Consider the following 16,806-nt stretch of genomic DNA (forward strand, 5'->3'; position numbering starts at 1 on the left):
TCAGGGCCGCTTCCTTCTCGAAGCGGCCCTTTTTTTGTCAGGACCAGATGCGTTCGAAGCGGGACGCCAGCCCGGTGAGCAGCTCGTATTGCGACAGCCCGGATGCGGCACTTGCGGTCGGCAGGTCGTAATCCAGCACGACCCAGTCGCCCTCCCCGATGTCCGCGCCCGTCACGTCGATGGCGGTCAGGTCCATCGACACGCGGCCGAGTACGGGAAAGCGCCTCTGTCCTGCCGAACCGCGCGAAGAGAAGCTGCGGAGATAGCCGTCGGCATAGCCGATATTGAGAATGGCGACGTCGGTGTCGCGGGCAGCGACGAAGGTCGCACCGTAACCGACGCCCTGCCCCGCGGGAACGCAGCGGCGCTGAACGATCTGGGCTTCGGGGAAAACCACTTGGGCGATGTGCCCCGTCGCATCGGCCCGCGGGAGGCCGCCATACAGCGCAAGGCCCGGACGCGTCAGGTCGAAGGCATATTCGCCACCTAAGCAAATTCCGGCCGAATTGGCGAGGCTGCGACGCTTGGCAGGCACGTCGAGTGCCGCGAACGCCGCGCGCTGCGCCGCATTCATCGGGCTGTCCTCATCGGCGCAGGCGAGATGGCTCATCAACGTGTCGATCTCCAGCCCCGCCAGATCGTCGGCGGACGACAGGCCGAGCCGGTTCATGCCGGTATCGATCATCACGTCGCAGGGTCGCCCGGTCGGCCGCCAGCGCGCCACTTGTTCGGCCGTGTTGAGCACCGGCCGCGCGGTCGAGGCCACGGCGACACCCATATCCTCTGCCCGGACGCCGTGGAGCACCGACAGCGCGCGCCCGTCGGGTAGCGGCCCAAGTGCCACTGCCTCGGCCCAGGTCGCCACGAAAAAATCGCGGCACCCCGCCGCCGCCAAGTGCGCCACGACCTGACGGGCACCCAGGCCATAGCCGTCGGCCTTGACCGCCGCACCGCACGCCGCACCGCCGCTTCTCCCCGCCAGCCAGCGCCAGTTCGAGGTCAGGGCATTGCCGTCGAGGCGCAGGCGCAGGGGGGCAGGCATGGCGTTTTCGGACTAATCGAGCGGCTGGCCCGACCGCTCCTTCAGGAAGAACAGGCTCACGAAAAACGCCATCACCACGACCACGACGGTGTACCATAGCCCCGCATAGGGATCGCCGCTCTTGATGACGATCAGCTGCGAAATAAACGGCAGGAAGCCACCGAAATAGCCCGACCCGATGTGATAGGGCACCGACATCGACGTGTAACGAATGCGGGCAGGGAACATCTCGACCAGGATCGCCGCGACCTGGCCGTAGGTCATGGCCGACAGCCCGACCATCAACGCAATGGCGAGGATGATTTTCCAAGGTTGCTTTTCCTTGGGGTCGGCCTTGTCGGGATAGCCTGCCGCGACCAGCGCCGCCGTATAGGCCTTTTCATCGAAGCCTGCGATGCGGCGCTCGCCCACAGTGAAGGCCACCTCGCCCGGGGCATAGGGCGCAACCTTGCTATACCCGATCCCGCGCTTGGCGAGATAGCCGAGCGCCTTCGCACAGGGCGTTTCCTGTTTTGCGGCAAAGATGCTGAAGTCGCATTCGGGCAGTTCGAGTCGCACCGGGGAGGCCGCATTGGCGCGGGCGAGTGCCGGATTGGCGGCATCGGCCATCATGTGGAAAATCGGGAAGACGAACAGCGCCGACAGGGCGTAGCCGGTCAGCAGGATTTTCTTGCGCCCAATGCGGTCGCTAAGCGCGCCGAACAGCACATAAAGCGGCGCCGCGAGACAAGCTCCGATCGCCATATAAAGCAGCGCATCCTCTTCGGCGAGGCGCGTCGTGTCCCGCAAAAACGCCAGCGTCGCGAACTGCGATGTGTAGTACACCACCGTCAGCCCTGCCGCGACGCCGAACAGCGCGACCAGCACCCGCCCGAGATTGCCGGGCGCGCGGATCGAATCCATGATCGGGTTGCGCGACGTGGTGCCGGCTTCCTTCATCGCCTTGAATACCGGACTCTCGCTGAGCTTCATCCGGATGTAGAGCGAGATCGCGAGCATCACGAGCGAGGCAAGAAAGGGAATGCGCCAGCCCCACGTCTCGAAGGCCTCTTTGCTGAGGTTGTGACGGCAGGTCAGCACGACGATCAGGCTGAGCAGGAAGCCGCCGACGACCGAAACCTGGATCCAGCTGGTGTATTGCCCTCGCTTCTTGGCGGGCGCGTGTTCCGCGACATAGATTGCCGCGCCGCCATATTCGCCGCCCAGTGCCAAGCCCTGCAGCAAGCGCAGTCCCACGAGCATCACCGACGCCCAGATCCCGGCGGTCGCATAGGTCGGCAGGAAACCAATGGCAGCCGTCGCGCCGCCCATCAGGGTGATCGTGACCAGAAACGTATATTTGCGCCCGATCAGGTCGCCGAAATAGCCAAAGACAAGGGCACCGACCGGTCGCACGCCGAAGCCCGCACCAAAGACGGCAAGGCTGGCCAGCGTTGCTGCGGTTGCGTTCGTCGAAGGAAAAAACAGGCTTCCGAGCAGCGGCGCAAGGATGCCGTACACGAAGAAATCATACCATTCGAACACCGTGCCCAGCGACGAGGCGACGATAACGAGCCGGTCGCGTTTCGGATCGAGCGTATCGGGTGCGGTAACGGCAGTATCGGTCATGCAACTCCCCCTGCCCGCGACACTAGGGTGCGAAGGCTGGTCGCCGCAAGGGCGCTGTCAGAACAGGCGCGATCCATTGGGGACGATCATATCCGGCGCGAACAGCACGACATGCCCGTCGGTGTCGGGAAAGCCGAGGGTCAGCACTTCCGACATGAATTTGCCGATCTGGCGCGGCGGGAAATTGACCACCGCCGCGACCTGCCGCCCGACCAGAGTATCGAGGTCGTAATGCTCGGTGATCTGCGCGCTCGACCGACGGGTGCCGATGGCGGGGCCGAAGTCGATGGTCAGCTTGAACGCGGCCTTGCGCGCCTCGGGGAAGGCCTCTGCCGCGACGATCGTCCCGACGCGGATATCGACGCGGAGGAAATCGTCGAAAGCGATGGGGTCGGCGGGCGGTGCGGCAGGATCGGGGATCAGGTGCACTATTCCACCGTCACCGACTTCGCCAGGTTGCGCGGCTGGTCGACGTCCGTCCCTTTCGCGACGGCGACATGGTAGGCCAGCAACTGCACCGGCACGGCGTACACAAGCGCCGCGATCAGCGGATGGACCTTGGGCATTTCTATGGTCGCCATCGCGTCGCCCCCGGCCTCGGCGATTCCTTCGGCGTCGGAGATCAGCACGACCTTTGCCCCGCGCGCCATGGCTTCGTGCATGTTGCTGACGGTCTTTTCGAACAACGGTCCGCTAGGCGCGATGACGATCAGCGGGACATTCTCGTCGATCAGCGCGATGGGGCCGTGCTTCATTTCGCCCGACGCATAGCCTTCGGCGTGGATATAGCTGATTTCCTTGAGCTTCAGAGCGCCCTCCAGCGCGAGCGGATAGTCCTGCCCGCGCCCGAGGTACAGCACGTCGCGCGCGCCCGCGATGGTGTGCGCCATGGCTTCGATCTCGGCATCGTGCGCCAGCGCGGCGTTGATCGCGGCAGGCACTTCGGTGAGATGTTCGACGATCTCGCGCTCCTCGGCGGCAGGCAGCTTGCCCTTGGCGCGGGCGAGATTGACCGCGAGCGCCGCCATGACTGCGAGCTGGCAGGTGAACGCCTTGGTCGAGGCGACGCCGATTTCGGGGCCGGCGTGGGTCGGCATCAGCAGATCGACTTCGCGCGCCATGCTCGACGTCGGGACATTAATAATGCCCGCCGTGGTCAGGCCGCCGCTCTTCATATGGCGCAGCGCCGCAAGCGTGTCCGCCGTCTCGCCCGACTGCGACACGACGACGCCGAGCATGTTCGGCAGCAGGACTGGGTCACGGTAACGATATTCCGACGCCACATCGACCTCGACGGGAATGCGCGCGAGCTGTTCGATCCAGTATTTGCCGATCATGCCGACATAGGAGGCGGTACCGCAGGCGACGATGACCACGCGTTCAATGCTGGCGAGGTCGAAATCCATTTGCGGCAACCCGACCTGCTCCTCAAGCGGGCGCAGATAGGAGCGCAAGGTCTGCGCGACGACCGTGGGTTGTTCGTAAATCTCCTTGAGCATGAAGTGGCGGTAATTGCCCTTTTCCATCAGTGCCGCCGACACGCCCGACAAGGTGATCTCGCGGGTGACGGGATTGTTGTCGCAGTCGAATATCTCTGCGCCGCCACGTGTGATGACGACCCAGTCGCCCTCCTCCAGATAGGCGATGCGTTGAGTCAGCGGCGCGAGCGCCAGTGCATCCGAGCCGAGGTAGGTCTCGCCCTCGCCGTAGCCGACCACGAGCGGCGAGCCGAGCCGCGCACCGATGAGCATGTCGGGATGCTGGCGAAAAGCGATGGCAAGCGCGAAAGCCCCGCGCAGTCGCGGGAGCACCGCTCTGACCGCGTCCTGCGGCGATTTCCCCGCCTCGACCTGTTCGCTGACGAGGTGTGCGACGACTTCGGTATCGGTCTGGCTTTCGAAGGTGCGGCCGCGCGCTTCGAGCTCTTCGCGCAGAGACTTGAAATTCTCGATGATGCCGTTGTGAACAAGCGCGACCTCGCCGGTGGCGTGCGGATGGGCGTTGGTCGTGTTGGGCACGCCGTGCGTCGCCCAGCGGGTGTGCGCGATGCCGGTATTGCCCGGCGCAGGATCGGCGGCAAGGACGCGCGCGAGGTTCGCCAGCTTGCCCTCGGCGCGGCGGCGGACCAGCCGGCCGTCGATGACGGTGCAGATGCCCGCCGAGTCATAGCCGCGATATTCCATCCGCTTGAGCCCGTCGACGAGCCGGTCGGCGACGCTGTCCTTGCCCACAATTCCGATAATGCCGCACATGGTCGATCAGGCTTTCGCTTAGAGTTGGTAGGGGACACGGATACCCGGCATGTTCGCCGGAAAATCCTTGGTGTTGCGTGTCACGAGGATGCGTCCGCGCACCTGCGCCGACGCGAGGATGATCGCGTCGGGAGATTTAAGCGACTTGCGCTGGTTGCGGATCGCGGCCGCCCTGCGTGCGATCTCCTCGTCGATCTCGCTCATCGAAAAGAAGCGCAGAAATTCCTCGGTCTCGGCAGCGGCCTCGTCGGCAACACCCGACATGGTTTCGATCCAGGTGATACGGCTGATCCAGGCGCGCGACGCGCTGCGATACTCCGACCAGGCTATGGGCCGGTTGTGCAGCATGTCGATGACGATGTTGGTATCGAAGAAGCGCTCGCTCACGCGATGTCGCGCCCGGCTGCATCGGGCATTTCGCCAACGTCGGGCCATTCGTCGCGCAACGCCCGCTCATAAGCGAGGCCATCCACTTTGGAGCCGTGCCGTTCCCACAAGCCGAAATATTTCTCGATACCCGCCTTGTCCTCGCGATGGCGAAAGGCGGACACGGCATCGCGCACGATGGCGGCGCGCGACTTGCCCTGTTCGCGCGCAAGGCCGTCGAGCCACTTCAGGTCATCGTCGGGAATATCGGCAAGGAAGCGCATGATATATCGATATCATATCGCGATATCATGTCAACTCTTCTTCCGCCCCGCCATCATCGTGCGGAACCCCTTGGCCCAGCCCGACTTGGACTCCTGTTTGCCGCGCGCGACGGCGAGCGCGTCGGGGGCGACATCGGCGGTGATGACGCTGCCCGCCGCGACGATGGCGCCGGGGCCGATGGTCACGGGCGCGACAAGTGCGCTGTTCGAACCGACGAAGGCGCCCGCACCGATCTCGGTCTTATATTTGAAGAACCCGTCGTAGTTGCAGGTGATCGTTCCCGCGCCGACATTTGCGCCCGCGCCGACTTCAGCATCGCCGAGATAGGTCAGGTGGTTCGCCTTCGCACCTGCCCCTATCGTAGTTTTCTTGACCTCGACGAAATTTCCGACCTTCGATTTTTCCCCGAGTACCGCACCGGGGCGCAGGCGAGCGAAGGGACCGACTTCGGCACCCTCGCCTACAGTTGCGCCTTCAAGGTGGCTGCTTGCCCGGATCGTCGCGTGATCGGCCAACGTGACACCAGGGCCGAAAAAGATGTTCGGTTCGAGAAGGACATCGCGGCCGACCCTCGTGTCCCAAGCGAACCAGACCGTCTCAGGAGCGATCAGGGTCGCGCCGTCGGCCATAACTTCGGCGCGGCGGGCGGCCTGCCAGTCGGCCTCGACCCCGGCCAGTTCGGCGCGACTGTTGATGCCGGCGACTTCGCCCTCGGCACAAGTGATCACCGCACATTTCCGGCCATCGGCGTTGGCGATGTTGACGATGTCGACAAGGTAATATTCGCTCGCCGCATTGGCGTTGCCCACGCGCGCGAGCAATGCGAACAGATCGGCGGCGCGCACCGCCATCAGGCCCGAATTGCACAGGCGCACTGCGCGCTCGGCTTCGGTCGCGTCCTTGTGCTCGACCATCTTTTCGATCAGCCCGCCCTGCGCAACCACCCGGCCGTAGCGCAACGTGTCGCGCGGTTCGAAGCCCAGCACGACCACAGCGGGCGCATCGTCGGCGCGCAGCCGGTCGAGCATGGCGCGCATTGTCTCGGCGCGGACCAGCGGCACGTCGCCATAAAGAATCAGCACGTCGCCATCGAAGCCGGCAAGTGCGCCCTGGGACTGCTGCACCGCATGGCCGGTCCCCTGCTGCGGTTCCTGCACCGCGACGTCGATCCCCATCGGGTCGACGACCGCCTCGATCTGTTCGCGCCGCGCGCCCGCGACGACAACGGTGCGCGCGGGCGCGAGTTCGGCGGCGCTCGCGAGCAAATGCAGCAGCATCGGCCGTCCCGCGATCGGGTGAAGCACCTTGTGCAGGTCCGATTTCATCCGCGTGCCCTGCCCCGCCGCCAGCACCACTACTGCTACCTGCCGCAAATCCCGTCTCCGTCCTGTCCGTTCGCGCGTTTAGACCCGCCCGCTTGCCACTGCCAGCGTCTTCGCCGATGGGCGCGGCCATGGCAGCATTTCCTTTCGATATCGTCGGATTCGACCTTGACGGCACGCTCGTTGACACTTCGGGCGATCTGACAGCGGCGGTGAATCACACGCTGGCTCTCGCGGGACGAAAAGCACTCGCACCGGAAACGGTCAGGGCCATGATCGGCGGCGGGGCGAAGGCGATGCTGCAACGCGGGCTCGATGCGACCGGCGGGTGCGAAGCGGACGAAGCGCGGCGGCTCTACAAGCTGATGCTCGAATTCTACGGGGCGAATATTGCGGTGCACTCGCGACCCTTCCCGGGCATGGTCGCGGCGCTGGACGAGCTTGAGGCGCTGGGCGTGAGACTGGCAGTCGTCACCAACAAGTTCGAGAGTTTCGCGCGGAAGCTGTTGGCTGAACTCGGCCTGATCGACCGTTTCGCGACCTTGATCGGTGGCGACACGCTAGGGCCGGGACGTGCCAAGCCCGCCGCCGATCCGATATTGGAAATGATTGCGCGACTCGGCGGCGGACGCGCGGCGTTCGTCGGCGATTCGACCTATGACACGCTGGCGGCGCGCAACGCAGGCGTGCCGAGCGTTGCGGTGTCGTTCGGATTTCTCGACCGGCCGGTCGGCGAATTGGGTGCGGACGCGGTAATCGACAGCTATGCGGAACTGGTGCCGGTGCTCAAGACGTTTTCCGCCACTTAGTCCACAAATGCCGTGCCAGCAGCAGCGGCGGCATTCGCAGCCAGTGCGAGCGGATGTAGAACATCAGCCGAAGCAGCGGACGCGTCGGGCGGCCCCATCCGTCGCGGGCGAGAAGGCGGGCGCGGAACATATGGTCGTTGCCCTTCCGGTTGCCCGTTGGCGCGACCGGCGTGGCGAACAGCGCTTTCGAGAGCCGCAAGGCGCGAGCGACCTCGCGCGACAGGCGGTGGATCGCGGCGCGATCACGAAGGCGACCCGCGAAACCCTCTTCGTCGAAATCACGCAGCAGCCGGTCGATATCCCACAGGTTCCGCAAGCCGCCTGCCAGATCGCCATCGGCCAGCAGGTGTGCGGCGGCGTGGACGATCATGTCCTCCGGACACAGCACGCGCAGACCATTTTCGAGCGGAACGCTCGCCGCGATCAGCGCTGCCGCATCGGGGGTGGGCCGCGCGGTCGGCGGGAGGATCGTGTGGTGGACATCGATCATCCGGTCGCGGTCGCGGTGGATCAGCGGGGGTAGTTCGTGCATCCAGAGGCGATAATAATCGTCGTCATAGGGGTCGGGCTTCACCCATTCCCACCCCGCCGCGATCAGCGCCGCCTCGACCTCGCCCAGCCGGTCGCGCGGCACGAGGATGTCGAGATCGCCGATATTGCGCCCCTGCCCCGCATCGAGGCCAGCCGCTACGAATGCCGTCCCCTTGAGCAGCACGACTGGCACACCCAGATCGCCAAGCGCGCGGCGCGCCATTTCGGCTTCCCACAGCGCCTCGGTCCGCCCGGCCTCGACATCGGTACGGGCGCTGTCGAGGATGGACTGCACGGCGTCGGGCAAGTCGAGACCGTCGAGCCGGTGTGCGAGGCTCGCCAGCAGGAGTTCGGCGCGCGCGGCGCAGAGGATGCCGGTCCAGGTTTCGGTGTCGAGACCGGCCGCGCGCGACGGATGGGACAGCAGCGCGGCGACGCCTGCGGCACTCATAGCGCACCCCACAAATCGTCGATCATCCGGCGCGCGGTGCGCATGTCGGGGTAATCGAGCGCGACCGAGGGCACCCCTTCGACAAGGTCGGTCAGCGCACCGAACCCGCGCTCACCCAGAGCGACATAGTTGGTCGAGGCCTGCGTCAGCCGCACGAACGCCTCGCTCGGCGGCACAGATCGCGCGGCCTCGGGCAGGCCAAAACGCGGAAACAGGACGAGCGCGGGCGCTGCGGGGACGTGCATGGCCGCCAGCGCATCGGCGGGCGGGATGACATGGCGGATGCGACCCTTGGGCGTGTCGGTTAGCGTGAGGCCGAAGCGCGCGGGATCGAGCGTTGCCAGCGCGGCGTCGATGCTCTCGTTCTTCAAGCTGGAGGGGCGTGGGAACGGGTGAGCCATGCCGGTTGCCGGTTCGATCAGCGCGAACTCATCGCCCATGAAGCGCCAGCCCTCGCTGCCCAACAACGTCGCCAGCGTAGATTTCCCCGCGCCGCTTTCGCCGGTCAAGATCAGCGCACGGCCGTCGCGCTCTACGCTGGCGGCATGGAGCAGCAGGAAGCGGCGCTCGCCGAGTGCCAGTTGCAGGTTCATGCCCATTTCGGCAGCGAGAAGGCCGAGCCGCAGCGGGAGCGGCAAAGCTTCAGGCAGCGTGAAGTCCCCTGCAATCGCGACGGAAGGCCGCAACCAGCGCCGCCACGGCTTTGACGGTTCGAGGCGGACGGTAAAATCGGGGACGCCCGGCGGTTTCGGAAAGTCGCGGTATAGAGTTTCGAGCGCCGCTATCGGCGCGCGCCACGCCGAGCCGATGCGGAAGGCGACAGGGCCGACCTGCACGTCGAAGCGGTAGTTCATACGCGTTCGACCAGACCCGTTGTCGCGAGTTCGTTAAGCCTCGCGGACAGCGCTAGCCGTTCGTCCGTACCGAGCCGGTGCGCGAGAGCAGCGACATCTGCCTCCCCCTTCGCGAGCGCCGCAAGGATCGTCGGTACCGCTTCCGCCACCAGATGCGTCGCGCCCGAACGCCGGTCGAAAATCGCGGTCATCGCGTCGAGGCGGACAAGTCTGAGCACGCCGTCAGGGGGCGCGCGGAATTTCACAGCAATCGGCTCAGCGCGGCATCTGGAGCGAAGCGTAACAGGTGAACCCGCTCTGCCCGCGCTGGAGGCGGCGGATGTAGTTCGTCCACGCCTGGCTCTTCGCCGGATCGGTGCCGGGGAAGGAACGCCCGCCCAGCGCCGCCTTCACGTCCTCGCCCTTCAGCGGCGTCGGCGAACCGGGGAAGGCACCCGCGGTGCCAGTCGGGACCACACTGCCATCGGCAGCGATATAGCTGCCGCTACGACCGGCATCGGGGACCGGCACCTGACAGGTAAGGACAGACGTCGCCGCCTGCGCGATAGCCGGACGGATCGTCACGACGGCGGCAACGCCGAGGCCGCCGAGACGCAACAGCTGACGGCGGTCGGCCACCCCTTTGGCTTCGGGAGTGCCTTCGTCGAATTCTTCCTGTCCGGCCATCTCGTCGCGCTGCCCCGTTCGTTCTTCTGCGGTGCATAACCATAAATTCGGCGCGTGGCGATGATGATTGGTTAACTTGGTTGGCATGTGGCCCTAGTCGGGACAGATCATCCTATCGAGTCGGTCTACAACGGAAAAACGCCGCGCCATGATCCGTATCACCGTCGCCCTGCTGATCGTCTGCGCTGCGGCGGCGGTAGCGGCGCTTGCGCCCGATCTTCGGATCGTGGCAGTGCTGGTCGGCGGCCTGGCGGCGGTGCTCGTTTCGGCGACGGGAGCGCCCGACGACCGGTCGCATAGCCCGCAACCCGCTGCTGCCGCGACCCCGGTCTCCGAACAGGCGGTGATCGACGCCATTGCCGAGCCGGTGCTGCTGGTCGTCGACGGGCGCGTCCGCATTGCCAATGCCGCCGCGCGCGCGCTGCTCGGCGGTCATGTCATCGGGGAGGATGTCCGGCTTGCCATCCGTCATCCGGCGGCGGCGGAGCGGCTGGGCGCGGGCGGGGCCGATGGGGCGACCGAGCTGATCGGGCTGGGCGGGCGCGACCAGCGGGTCGAGATGCAGGTGGCCACGATCGCGCCGGGGCGGCGGCTGGTCCATCTGATCGACCGTACGACCAGTCATGCCGCCGAGCGCGCGCGGGTCGATTTCGTGGCGAACTCCAGCCATGAACTGCGGACACCGCTGGCGGCGATCATCGGGTTTATCGAGACACTGGACGACGAAAAGGCCGGGGCCGATGCAGAGGTCCGCAACCGTTTCCTGTCGGTGATGATGAAGGAAGCGCGGCGGATGCAGCGTCTGATCGACGATCTCATCTCGCTGAGCCGGATCGAGGCGGAGAAATACCGCCTGCCCGAGATGCCAGTCGCGCTGGGGCGACTGGTCGAGGAAGTCGCCGCCGACCTGCGCGACAGCGACGAGGCGGCCCGGGCGGACCTGACGCTCGACCTCGCGCCGGACGTGCCGATGGTCGCGGGCGATGCGGCACAGTTGGCGCAGGTGCTTCACAATCTCGTCGGCAACGCGCTGAAATACGGGAAGCGCGGCACACCGGTGACGATTGCGCTGCGCCGCGATGGCGACACACTGATCCGCCTGTCGGTCACCGATCAGGGCGAAGGAATCGCCGCCGAGCACCTCCCCCGCCTCACCGAACGCTTTTATCGCGTCGATCCGGGGCGTAGCCGCGCGCAGGGCGGCACCGGCCTCGGCCTCGCGATCGTCAAGCATATCGTCGAACGACACCGGGGGCGGCTCGACATCGCGAGCGCGCCGGGCGTGGGTACTACGGTATCGATCCTGCTGCCACCCGCGGCCCATCCGGCGATATTGCCCACTGCCGCGCCGGACGCTGTCACAATAGTGTCACCGAACTGAAACTTAAGCGACGCGGGGTGCCGCTAACGGCGCTGCACGACCGGGCGCGTCCGCCCGATGATATTTTTGGGGGACCGATGACCTTTTTCCGCGCCACCGCCGTTTTGACGCTCGCGCTTGCGACGCTTTCTGCCTGCGATTCGACTGCCGGCGGCGGCGAGTCGCGTAATCAGGTCCGCGCCGTCGGCTCGTCGACCGTTTATCCGTTCGCAACCGCGATTGCCGAACAGTTCGTCAACGCCAACCCCAAGTTCAAATCGCCCATCGTCGAGTCGACCGGAACAGGCGCTGGCTTCAAATTGTTCTGCGGCGGCATCGGCGCGGCGTTCCCCGATGTCTCGAATGCCTCGCGGCGGATCAAGAAATCGGAATATGAGGCGTGCGCGGCCAAGGGCGTCAAGGATATCGTCGAAATCCAGATCGGCCTCGACGGCATTGCCTTTGCCGAATCGAACAAGGGGCTGAAAATCCCGCTGACCACGGTCGATCTGTATAAGGCGCTGGCCGCGACCCCGTTCGGCAAGCCGCAGACGGCGAAGACGTGGAAGGACGTGAACCCGGCGCTCCCCGCAGAAGCGATCAAGGTTTACGGCCCGCCCTCGACCTCGGGCACGCGCGATGCGCTTGCCGAACTGATCCTGGCCAAGGGTTGCGACAGCGACCCGGCAATGGCCGCGCTCAAGAAAAGCGACGAGGCGGCGCACAAGAAGGTGTGCACCACGATCCGCGAAGACGGCGCGTTCGTCGATGCCGGCGAGAACGACAATCTGATCGTCCAGAAGATCGAGGCCGATCCCAAGGCGCTCGGCATTTTCGGCTTCTCCTTTGCCGAGGAGAACAAGGACAAGCTGATGGCGAACACGCTGAACGGGATCGCGCCGACCTATGCGACGATTTCGGACTTCAGCTACCCCGGCGCGCGGCCGCTCTACATCTATGTGAAGGCGGCGCACCTGAACGCCATTCCCGGCCTGAAGGAATTCGTTGCCGAATTCGCCAAAGCCTGGGGGCCTGATGGCTTCCTCGCCAAAAAGGGCATGGTGATCTCGCCCGAAGCAGTGCGCGCCGAAGCCGCCACCGCCGCGCGCGATTTCAAGCCGCTCGACCCTTCGGTGCTGAAGTAAGCATCGGGAAACCGCGTCGGTGTCGCTGACACTGCTCTTCGTGTTGGCCGTCGGGCTGGGCGCGGTCGCGTGGCTGGTCGGCCGTGCACGGGCGGGACGCTTTGCAGTTCCCGCCCGCGCGCAGCATTCGTTGCCGGGGTATCACGGGGCCTATGTTGCACTCTGGACGGCGCTGCCCGCGCTGTTGTTTGCCGCCGTCTGGACGGGTGTGTCGCCGGGACTGGTGACGCAGCGGGTGATCGCCAGCCCTGCGGCGGCCCCGCTCGCGGCCGACCCGTTCGCGCGCCGCGCGGTGCTATCTGAAGCACGCGGGCTGGCCGAAGGGACGTTGCAGAGCGCGTTCAACCCGGCGGCAGAAGCGCTGGCACCCGAGTATAAGGCGGCCAAACTGCACTACGGGCTGATCGGCCTCGCGCTCGCCGCCGTGCTGTCATTCGCCGGCGGCTTTTTCGCCTTTACGCGGGTGAAGCCCGATTTCCGCGCACGGACGCGGGTCGAGCGGGCCGTGACGATCACGCTGCTGCTTGCCTCGCTGATCGCGATCCTGACGACGGTCGGGATCGTCGCGTCGCTGCTGTTCGAATCGGTTCGCTTCTTCGGCAAGGTCGGCGTCTTCGACTTCCTGTTCGGCACGCGCTGGAGTCCGCAGGCGGCGTCGGGCGGCGACATGAAGGCGCTGGGGGCGATCCCGCTGTTCTGGGGGACGATCTTCATCGGCGCGATCATTGCGATGCTCGTCGCGATCCCGCTCGGCTTGATGAGCGCGATCTACCTGACACAATATGCCGCCGCGAATACGCGCAAATGGATGAAGCCGCTGCTCGAGATCCTCGCGGGCGTACCGACGGTGGTTTACGGCTATTTCGCCGCGCTGACAGTCGCCCCCGTCATCCGAGGCTTCGGTGACTGGATCGGCATTCCCGGCGCGAGTTCGGAAAGTGCGCTCGCGGCGGGCCTCGTCATGGGGATCATGATCATCCCGTTCGTGTCGTCGATGGCCGATGATTCGCTTGCCGCCGTGCCTCAGGCAATGCGCGACGGGAGCCTCGCGATGGGCGCGACCAAGTCCGAGACCATCCGCCGTGTACTCGTTCCCGCCGCGCTGCCCGGCATCGTCGGCGGTGTCCTGCTCGCCGTCAGCCGCGCGATCGGCGAAACCATGATCGTGGTGATGGCCGCAGGCCTTGCGGCCAACCTGACCGCCAATCCCTTCGCCAGCGTCACCACAGTGACGGTGCAGATCGTCCAATTGCTGACCGGCGACCAGGAATTCGATAGCGCCAAGACACTGGCGGCGTTCGCGCTCGGCCTCGTGTTGTTCGTGGTGACGCTGTTGCTCAACATCGTCGCGCTCGGCGTCGTCAAACGGTATCGCGAAGCCTATGACTGAAGCCCGCACCCCTACCGAATGGCGGTCGGACGCGATGCAGCGGCGCATCCGCAAGCGCTACAGCTCGGAACGCAACTTCAAGGCGCTCGGGCTGTTTGCGGTGCTGCTGTCGGCTGGCTTTCTCGCGTTCCTGATCCTGACCATGGCATCGAGCGGGGCGCGCGGCTTCACGCGCCTCAATATCGCGGTGCCGTTCGACTTTCCCGCGCTCGCCATTCCGCTGTCGCCTGCCGCTTTGTCGGGCGGCGGCGATGTCGATTCGCAATTTGCCGCTGCCGACCTGCCGGGAGCGGTGAGCCGTGCTGCCGAAGCCGCATTCGGGCCGCAGGGTGCGGCGACACTGTCCGACAGTGGCTGGCTGGCGCTGCGGGCGGCGATCAAGGCCGACCCGTCGATCCTGACGCGCAAGGCAACGATCACAATCCCCGCCTCCCCCGCGCTCGGCATTGCCGAAAGCAGCGAAGGCGATGCGGCGATGCAAAAACTCTACGCCGATATGAAGGCAAAGGGCGCGGTGTCGCGCGGGTTCAATCTGGCGTTCCTGACCGACAGCGATGCGACCGACCCGACACAGGCGGGCATCTGGGGCGCGTTCAAGGGCTCGTTGCTGACGATGCTGGTGACACTCGTGCTCGCCTTCCCCATCGGCGTGCTGTCGGCGGTCTATCTTGAGGAATATGCGCCGCGAAACCGCTGGACCGACCTGATCGAGGTGTCGATCAACAATCTGGCGGCGGTCCCCTCGATCATCTTCGGGCTGTTGGGGCTGGCAGTGTTCCTCAACACGCTCGACCTGCCGCGCTCGGCGCCGCTGGTCGGCGGGATGACGCTCGCGCTGATGACGATGCCGGTGATCGTGATCGCGGGCCGCAACGCCATCAAGGCGGTACCGCCGTCGATCCGCGACGCGGCACTTGGCGTCGGCGCGTCGCCGATCCAGGTGGTGTTCCATCACGTCCTGCCGCTCGCACTTCCCGGCATCTTGACCGGCACGATCATCGGCATGGCGCGCGCGCTGGGCGAGACGGCGCCGCTGCTGATGATCGGGATGCGTGCGTTCGTCGCCACGCCGCCGGGCAGCATCACCGATCCGTCGAGCGTGCTGCCGGTCCAGATTTTCCTGTGGTCCGATGAAATCTCACGCGGCTTTATCGAGAAAACCTCCGCCGCAATCATCGTGCTGCTCGTCTTCCTGCTCGCGATGAACGGGATCGCCATCTACCTCCGCAACAAATTCGAGACACGCTGGTGACAGAGTCCATTATCAAGATGACCGCGCGCAACGTGTCGGTGTGGTACGGCCCGAAAAAGGCCATCGACGATGTGTCGATCGATGTGACGCAGGAAAATGTCACCGCGTTCATCGGCCCGTCGGGCTGCGGCAAATCGACCTTCCTGCGGACGCTCAACCGCATGAACGACACCGTCGCGAGCGCGCGGGTCGAAGGCGACATTACGCTCGACGGCGAGAATATCTACGCGCCCAGCATGGACGTCGTGCAGCTGCGCGCGCGCGTCGGCATGGTGTTCCAGAAGCCCAACCCCTTCCCCAAATCGATCTACGAAAACGTAGCCTATGGCCCGCGCATCCACGGCCTCGCCTCGGCCAAGTCGGACATGGACCGCATCGTCGAGGAATCGCTGGTGCGCGCCGGGCTGTGGGAAGAGGTCAAGGACCGGCTCGACGCCAGCGGCACCGCGCTGTCGGGCGGTCAGCAACAGCGCCTGTGCATTGCGCGCGCCATCGCGGTCGATCCCGAAGTCATCCTGATGGACGAGCCCTGTTCGGCGCTCGACCCGATTGCCACCGCCCGCATCGAGGAGCTCATCCACGCCCTGCGCGGGCGCTATGCCATCGTCATCGTCACGCATAACATGCAACAGGCGGCACGCGTGTCGCAGCGGACAGCGTTTTTCCACCTCGGCACGCTCGTCGAATACGGGGTAACGTCGGACATCTTCACCAATCCGAAGATGGAGCGCACCAAGGACTATATCACCGGAAGGTACGGCTGATGGCCATCGGAACAGAGCATACCGTCAAAGCCTTCGACGACGAGATCGGCGAGCTGCGCGGCCATATCGCCGAGATGGGCGGTCGCGCCGAAGCCGCGATTGCCAGTGCGATGGAAGCGCTGGTCAAGCGCGATCTTGATCTCGCCCGCAAGGTCATCGAGGAAGACAAGGCCATCGACCGCCTCGAAAGCGAGGTCGAGAAACTGGCCGTCCGCATCATCGCGCTGCGCGCCCCGATGGCCGACGACCTGCGCGATGTGATCGCCGCACTGAAGATCGCCGCCGTGCTCGAGCGCATCGGCGACTATGCCAAGAATATCGCCAAGCGCGCCGGTGCGCTGGAGGGACGGCGCAAGATCGAACCGATCTCGCTGCTGCCGTCGATGGCCAAGATCGCGACCGAAATGGTTCACGACGTGCTCAACGCCTATGCCGCGCGCGATGCCGCGCTGGCAGTCGCGGTCAACGAGCGCGACAAGGTGGTCGACGATTTCTACAATTCGATCTTTCGTACGCTCGTCACCTATATGGTCGAGAACCCGCAGAGCATCGGCAATGCCGCACACCTGCTGTTCGTCGCCAAGAACATCGAGCGGGTGGGCGACCATGCCACCAACGTCGCCGAGATGGTCTATTTCGCCGCCACCGGCGAATATATGGCCGAGCGCGACAAGGGCGACCCCTTTGCCGAAGACGAAGGAGCCTGACG

The 16,806-nt window shown here is 65.5% G+C and carries 18 protein-coding genes; 7 read left to right on the plus strand and 11 right to left on the minus strand.

Annotated elements, in window-relative coordinates; translation table 11 throughout:
• Positions 1 to 37: 37 nt before the first annotated feature.
• The 7 genes from M0209_RS08030 to glmU are packed head-to-tail and all read right to left on the minus strand — an operon-like array spanning position 38 to position 6,926.
• The gene (locus tag M0209_RS08030; RefSeq protein WP_258887764.1) at positions 38 to 1,042 is read right to left on the minus strand and encodes an alanine racemase; all 1,005 of its coding nucleotides are present in this window, start codon (positions 1,040 to 1,042) and stop codon (positions 38 to 40) included.
• A 12-nt stretch (positions 1,043 to 1,054) separates the two neighbouring features.
• Positions 1,055 to 2,650, minus strand: a complete 1,596-nt coding sequence (locus M0209_RS08035; protein WP_258887765.1) for an MFS transporter — start codon at positions 2,648 to 2,650, stop codon at positions 1,055 to 1,057.
• Positions 2,651 to 2,707: 57 nt separating this feature from the next.
• Entirely contained in the window at positions 2,708 to 3,079 is a 372-nt protein-coding gene (locus M0209_RS08040) for a tRNA-binding protein (RefSeq protein WP_258887766.1), read from the minus strand.
• On the minus strand, positions 3,079 to 4,902 hold the full coding sequence (glmS, locus tag M0209_RS08045) for a glutamine--fructose-6-phosphate transaminase (isomerizing) (RefSeq protein WP_258887767.1): 1,824 nt from the start codon (positions 4,900 to 4,902) through the stop codon (positions 3,079 to 3,081). The genes M0209_RS08040 and glmS overlap by 1 nt, the downstream gene beginning before the upstream one ends.
• An 18-nt stretch (positions 4,903 to 4,920) precedes the next feature.
• Complete coding sequence (locus M0209_RS08050) at positions 4,921 to 5,289, minus strand: type II toxin-antitoxin system VapC family toxin (protein ID WP_258887768.1); 369 nt, start codon at positions 5,287 to 5,289, stop codon at positions 4,921 to 4,923.
• Positions 5,286 to 5,552 (minus strand): ribbon-helix-helix domain-containing protein, encoded by a 267-nt coding sequence (locus M0209_RS08055; protein ID WP_258887769.1) that lies wholly within the window; start codon positions 5,550 to 5,552, stop codon positions 5,286 to 5,288. The genes M0209_RS08050 and M0209_RS08055 overlap by 4 nt, the downstream gene beginning before the upstream one ends.
• Positions 5,553 to 5,582: 30 nt before the next feature.
• On the minus strand, positions 5,583 to 6,926 hold the full coding sequence (gene glmU / locus M0209_RS08060) for a bifunctional UDP-N-acetylglucosamine diphosphorylase/glucosamine-1-phosphate N-acetyltransferase GlmU (RefSeq protein ID WP_258887770.1): 1,344 nt from the start codon (positions 6,924 to 6,926) through the stop codon (positions 5,583 to 5,585).
• A gap of 80 nt (positions 6,927 to 7,006) precedes the next feature.
• On the opposite strand from glmU, the gene M0209_RS08065 reads away from it, so the two are divergent.
• Positions 7,007 to 7,684 carry an HAD-IA family hydrolase gene (locus tag M0209_RS08065; protein ID WP_258887771.1) on the plus strand — a complete coding sequence of 226 codons (678 nt, stop codon included), beginning with the start codon at positions 7,007 to 7,009 and terminating at the stop codon, positions 7,682 to 7,684.
• Here M0209_RS08065 and M0209_RS08070 read toward each other — a convergent pair.
• Genes M0209_RS08070 through M0209_RS08085 form a run of 4 tightly spaced genes read right to left on the minus strand, consistent with a single transcriptional unit; the run spans position 7,662 to position 10,186 of the window.
• A complete protein-coding gene (locus M0209_RS08070) occupies positions 7,662 to 8,666 on the minus strand; it encodes a nucleotidyltransferase family protein (RefSeq protein ID WP_258887772.1) in 1,005 nt (334 codons plus the stop codon). The genes M0209_RS08065 and M0209_RS08070 overlap by 23 nt on opposite strands.
• Positions 8,663 to 9,520, minus strand: a complete 858-nt coding sequence (locus tag M0209_RS08075; protein ID WP_258887773.1) for an HprK-related kinase A — start codon at positions 9,518 to 9,520, stop codon at positions 8,663 to 8,665. Before M0209_RS08075 ends, M0209_RS08070 begins: the two co-directional genes overlap by 4 nt.
• Positions 9,517 to 9,765, minus strand: a complete 249-nt coding sequence (locus M0209_RS08080; protein ID WP_258887774.1) for an HPr-rel-A system PqqD family peptide chaperone — start codon at positions 9,763 to 9,765, stop codon at positions 9,517 to 9,519. Before M0209_RS08080 ends, M0209_RS08075 begins: the two co-directional genes overlap by 4 nt.
• A 10-nt stretch (positions 9,766 to 9,775) precedes the next feature.
• The gene (locus tag M0209_RS08085) at positions 9,776 to 10,186 is read right to left on the minus strand and encodes a hypothetical protein (protein ID WP_258887775.1); all 411 of its coding nucleotides are present in this window, start codon (positions 10,184 to 10,186) and stop codon (positions 9,776 to 9,778) included.
• A 148-nt stretch (positions 10,187 to 10,334) separates the two neighbouring features.
• Here M0209_RS08085 and M0209_RS08090 point away from each other — a divergent pair, with 148 nt between their 5' ends.
• From M0209_RS08090 to phoU, 6 genes are all read left to right on the plus strand, one after another.
• Positions 10,335 to 11,567, plus strand: coding sequence for a cell wall metabolism sensor histidine kinase WalK (locus M0209_RS08090; protein ID WP_258887776.1), 1,233 nt, complete (start codon positions 10,335 to 10,337; stop codon positions 11,565 to 11,567).
• A gap of 77 nt (positions 11,568 to 11,644) precedes the next feature.
• On the plus strand, positions 11,645 to 12,691 hold the full coding sequence (locus M0209_RS08095; protein ID WP_258887777.1) for a substrate-binding domain-containing protein: 1,047 nt from the start codon (positions 11,645 to 11,647) through the stop codon (positions 12,689 to 12,691).
• A gap of 19 nt (positions 12,692 to 12,710) precedes the next feature.
• Entirely contained in the window at positions 12,711 to 14,081 is a 1,371-nt protein-coding gene (pstC, locus tag M0209_RS08100) for a phosphate ABC transporter permease subunit PstC (RefSeq protein ID WP_258887778.1), read from the plus strand.
• Entirely contained in the window at positions 14,074 to 15,333 is a 1,260-nt protein-coding gene (gene pstA, locus M0209_RS08105) for a phosphate ABC transporter permease PstA (RefSeq protein ID WP_258887779.1), read from the plus strand. The genes pstC and pstA overlap by 8 nt, the downstream gene beginning before the upstream one ends.
• 17 nt (positions 15,334 to 15,350) lie before the next feature.
• Positions 15,351 to 16,097, plus strand: a complete 747-nt coding sequence (gene pstB, locus M0209_RS08110; protein ID WP_258889595.1) for a phosphate ABC transporter ATP-binding protein PstB — start codon at positions 15,351 to 15,353, stop codon at positions 16,095 to 16,097.
• Positions 16,097 to 16,804: a phosphate signaling complex protein PhoU gene (gene phoU / locus M0209_RS08115; protein WP_258887780.1), complete on the plus strand. Its 708-nt coding sequence runs from the start codon at positions 16,097 to 16,099 to the stop codon at positions 16,802 to 16,804. Before pstB ends, phoU begins: the two co-directional genes overlap by 1 nt.
• Positions 16,805 to 16,806 lie beyond the last annotated feature (2 nt).

The sequence above is a fragment of the Sphingomonas sp. SUN039 genome, assembly GCF_024758725.1.
In the GTDB taxonomy this organism is placed as follows: Bacteria; Pseudomonadota; Alphaproteobacteria; order Sphingomonadales; family Sphingomonadaceae; genus Sphingomonas_O.

What these genes read in the sequence shown, in the direction of transcription:
- M0209_RS08030 (WP_258887764.1), bottom strand. Translation starts at nt 1,042, where the DNA reads ATGCCTGCCCCCCTGCGCCTGCGCCTCGACGGCAATGCCCTGACCTCG.
- M0209_RS08035 (WP_258887765.1), bottom strand. Translation starts at nt 2,650, where the DNA reads ATGACCGATACTGCCGTTACCGCACCCGATACGCTCGATCCGAAACGC.
- glmS (WP_258887767.1), bottom strand. Translation starts at nt 4,902, where the DNA reads ATGTGCGGCATTATCGGAATTGTGGGCAAGGACAGCGTCGCCGACCGG.
- M0209_RS08055 (WP_258887769.1), bottom strand. Translation starts at nt 5,552, where the DNA reads ATGCGCTTCCTTGCCGATATTCCCGACGATGACCTGAAGTGGCTCGAC.
- M0209_RS08065 (WP_258887771.1), top strand. Translation starts at nt 7,007, where the DNA reads ATGGCAGCATTTCCTTTCGATATCGTCGGATTCGACCTTGACGGCACG.
- M0209_RS08070 (WP_258887772.1), bottom strand. Translation starts at nt 8,666, where the DNA reads ATGAGTGCCGCAGGCGTCGCCGCGCTGCTGTCCCATCCGTCGCGCGCG.
- M0209_RS08075 (WP_258887773.1), bottom strand. Translation starts at nt 9,520, where the DNA reads ATGAACTACCGCTTCGACGTGCAGGTCGGCCCTGTCGCCTTCCGCATC.
- M0209_RS08085 (WP_258887775.1), bottom strand. Translation starts at nt 10,186, where the DNA reads ATGGCCGGACAGGAAGAATTCGACGAAGGCACTCCCGAAGCCAAAGGG.
- M0209_RS08090 (WP_258887776.1), top strand. Translation starts at nt 10,335, where the DNA reads ATGATCCGTATCACCGTCGCCCTGCTGATCGTCTGCGCTGCGGCGGCG.
- M0209_RS08095 (WP_258887777.1), top strand. Translation starts at nt 11,645, where the DNA reads ATGACCTTTTTCCGCGCCACCGCCGTTTTGACGCTCGCGCTTGCGACG.
- pstA (WP_258887779.1), top strand. Translation starts at nt 14,074, where the DNA reads ATGACTGAAGCCCGCACCCCTACCGAATGGCGGTCGGACGCGATGCAG.
- pstB (WP_258889595.1), top strand. Translation starts at nt 15,351, where the DNA reads ATGACCGCGCGCAACGTGTCGGTGTGGTACGGCCCGAAAAAGGCCATC.
- phoU (WP_258887780.1), top strand. Translation starts at nt 16,097, where the DNA reads ATGGCCATCGGAACAGAGCATACCGTCAAAGCCTTCGACGACGAGATC.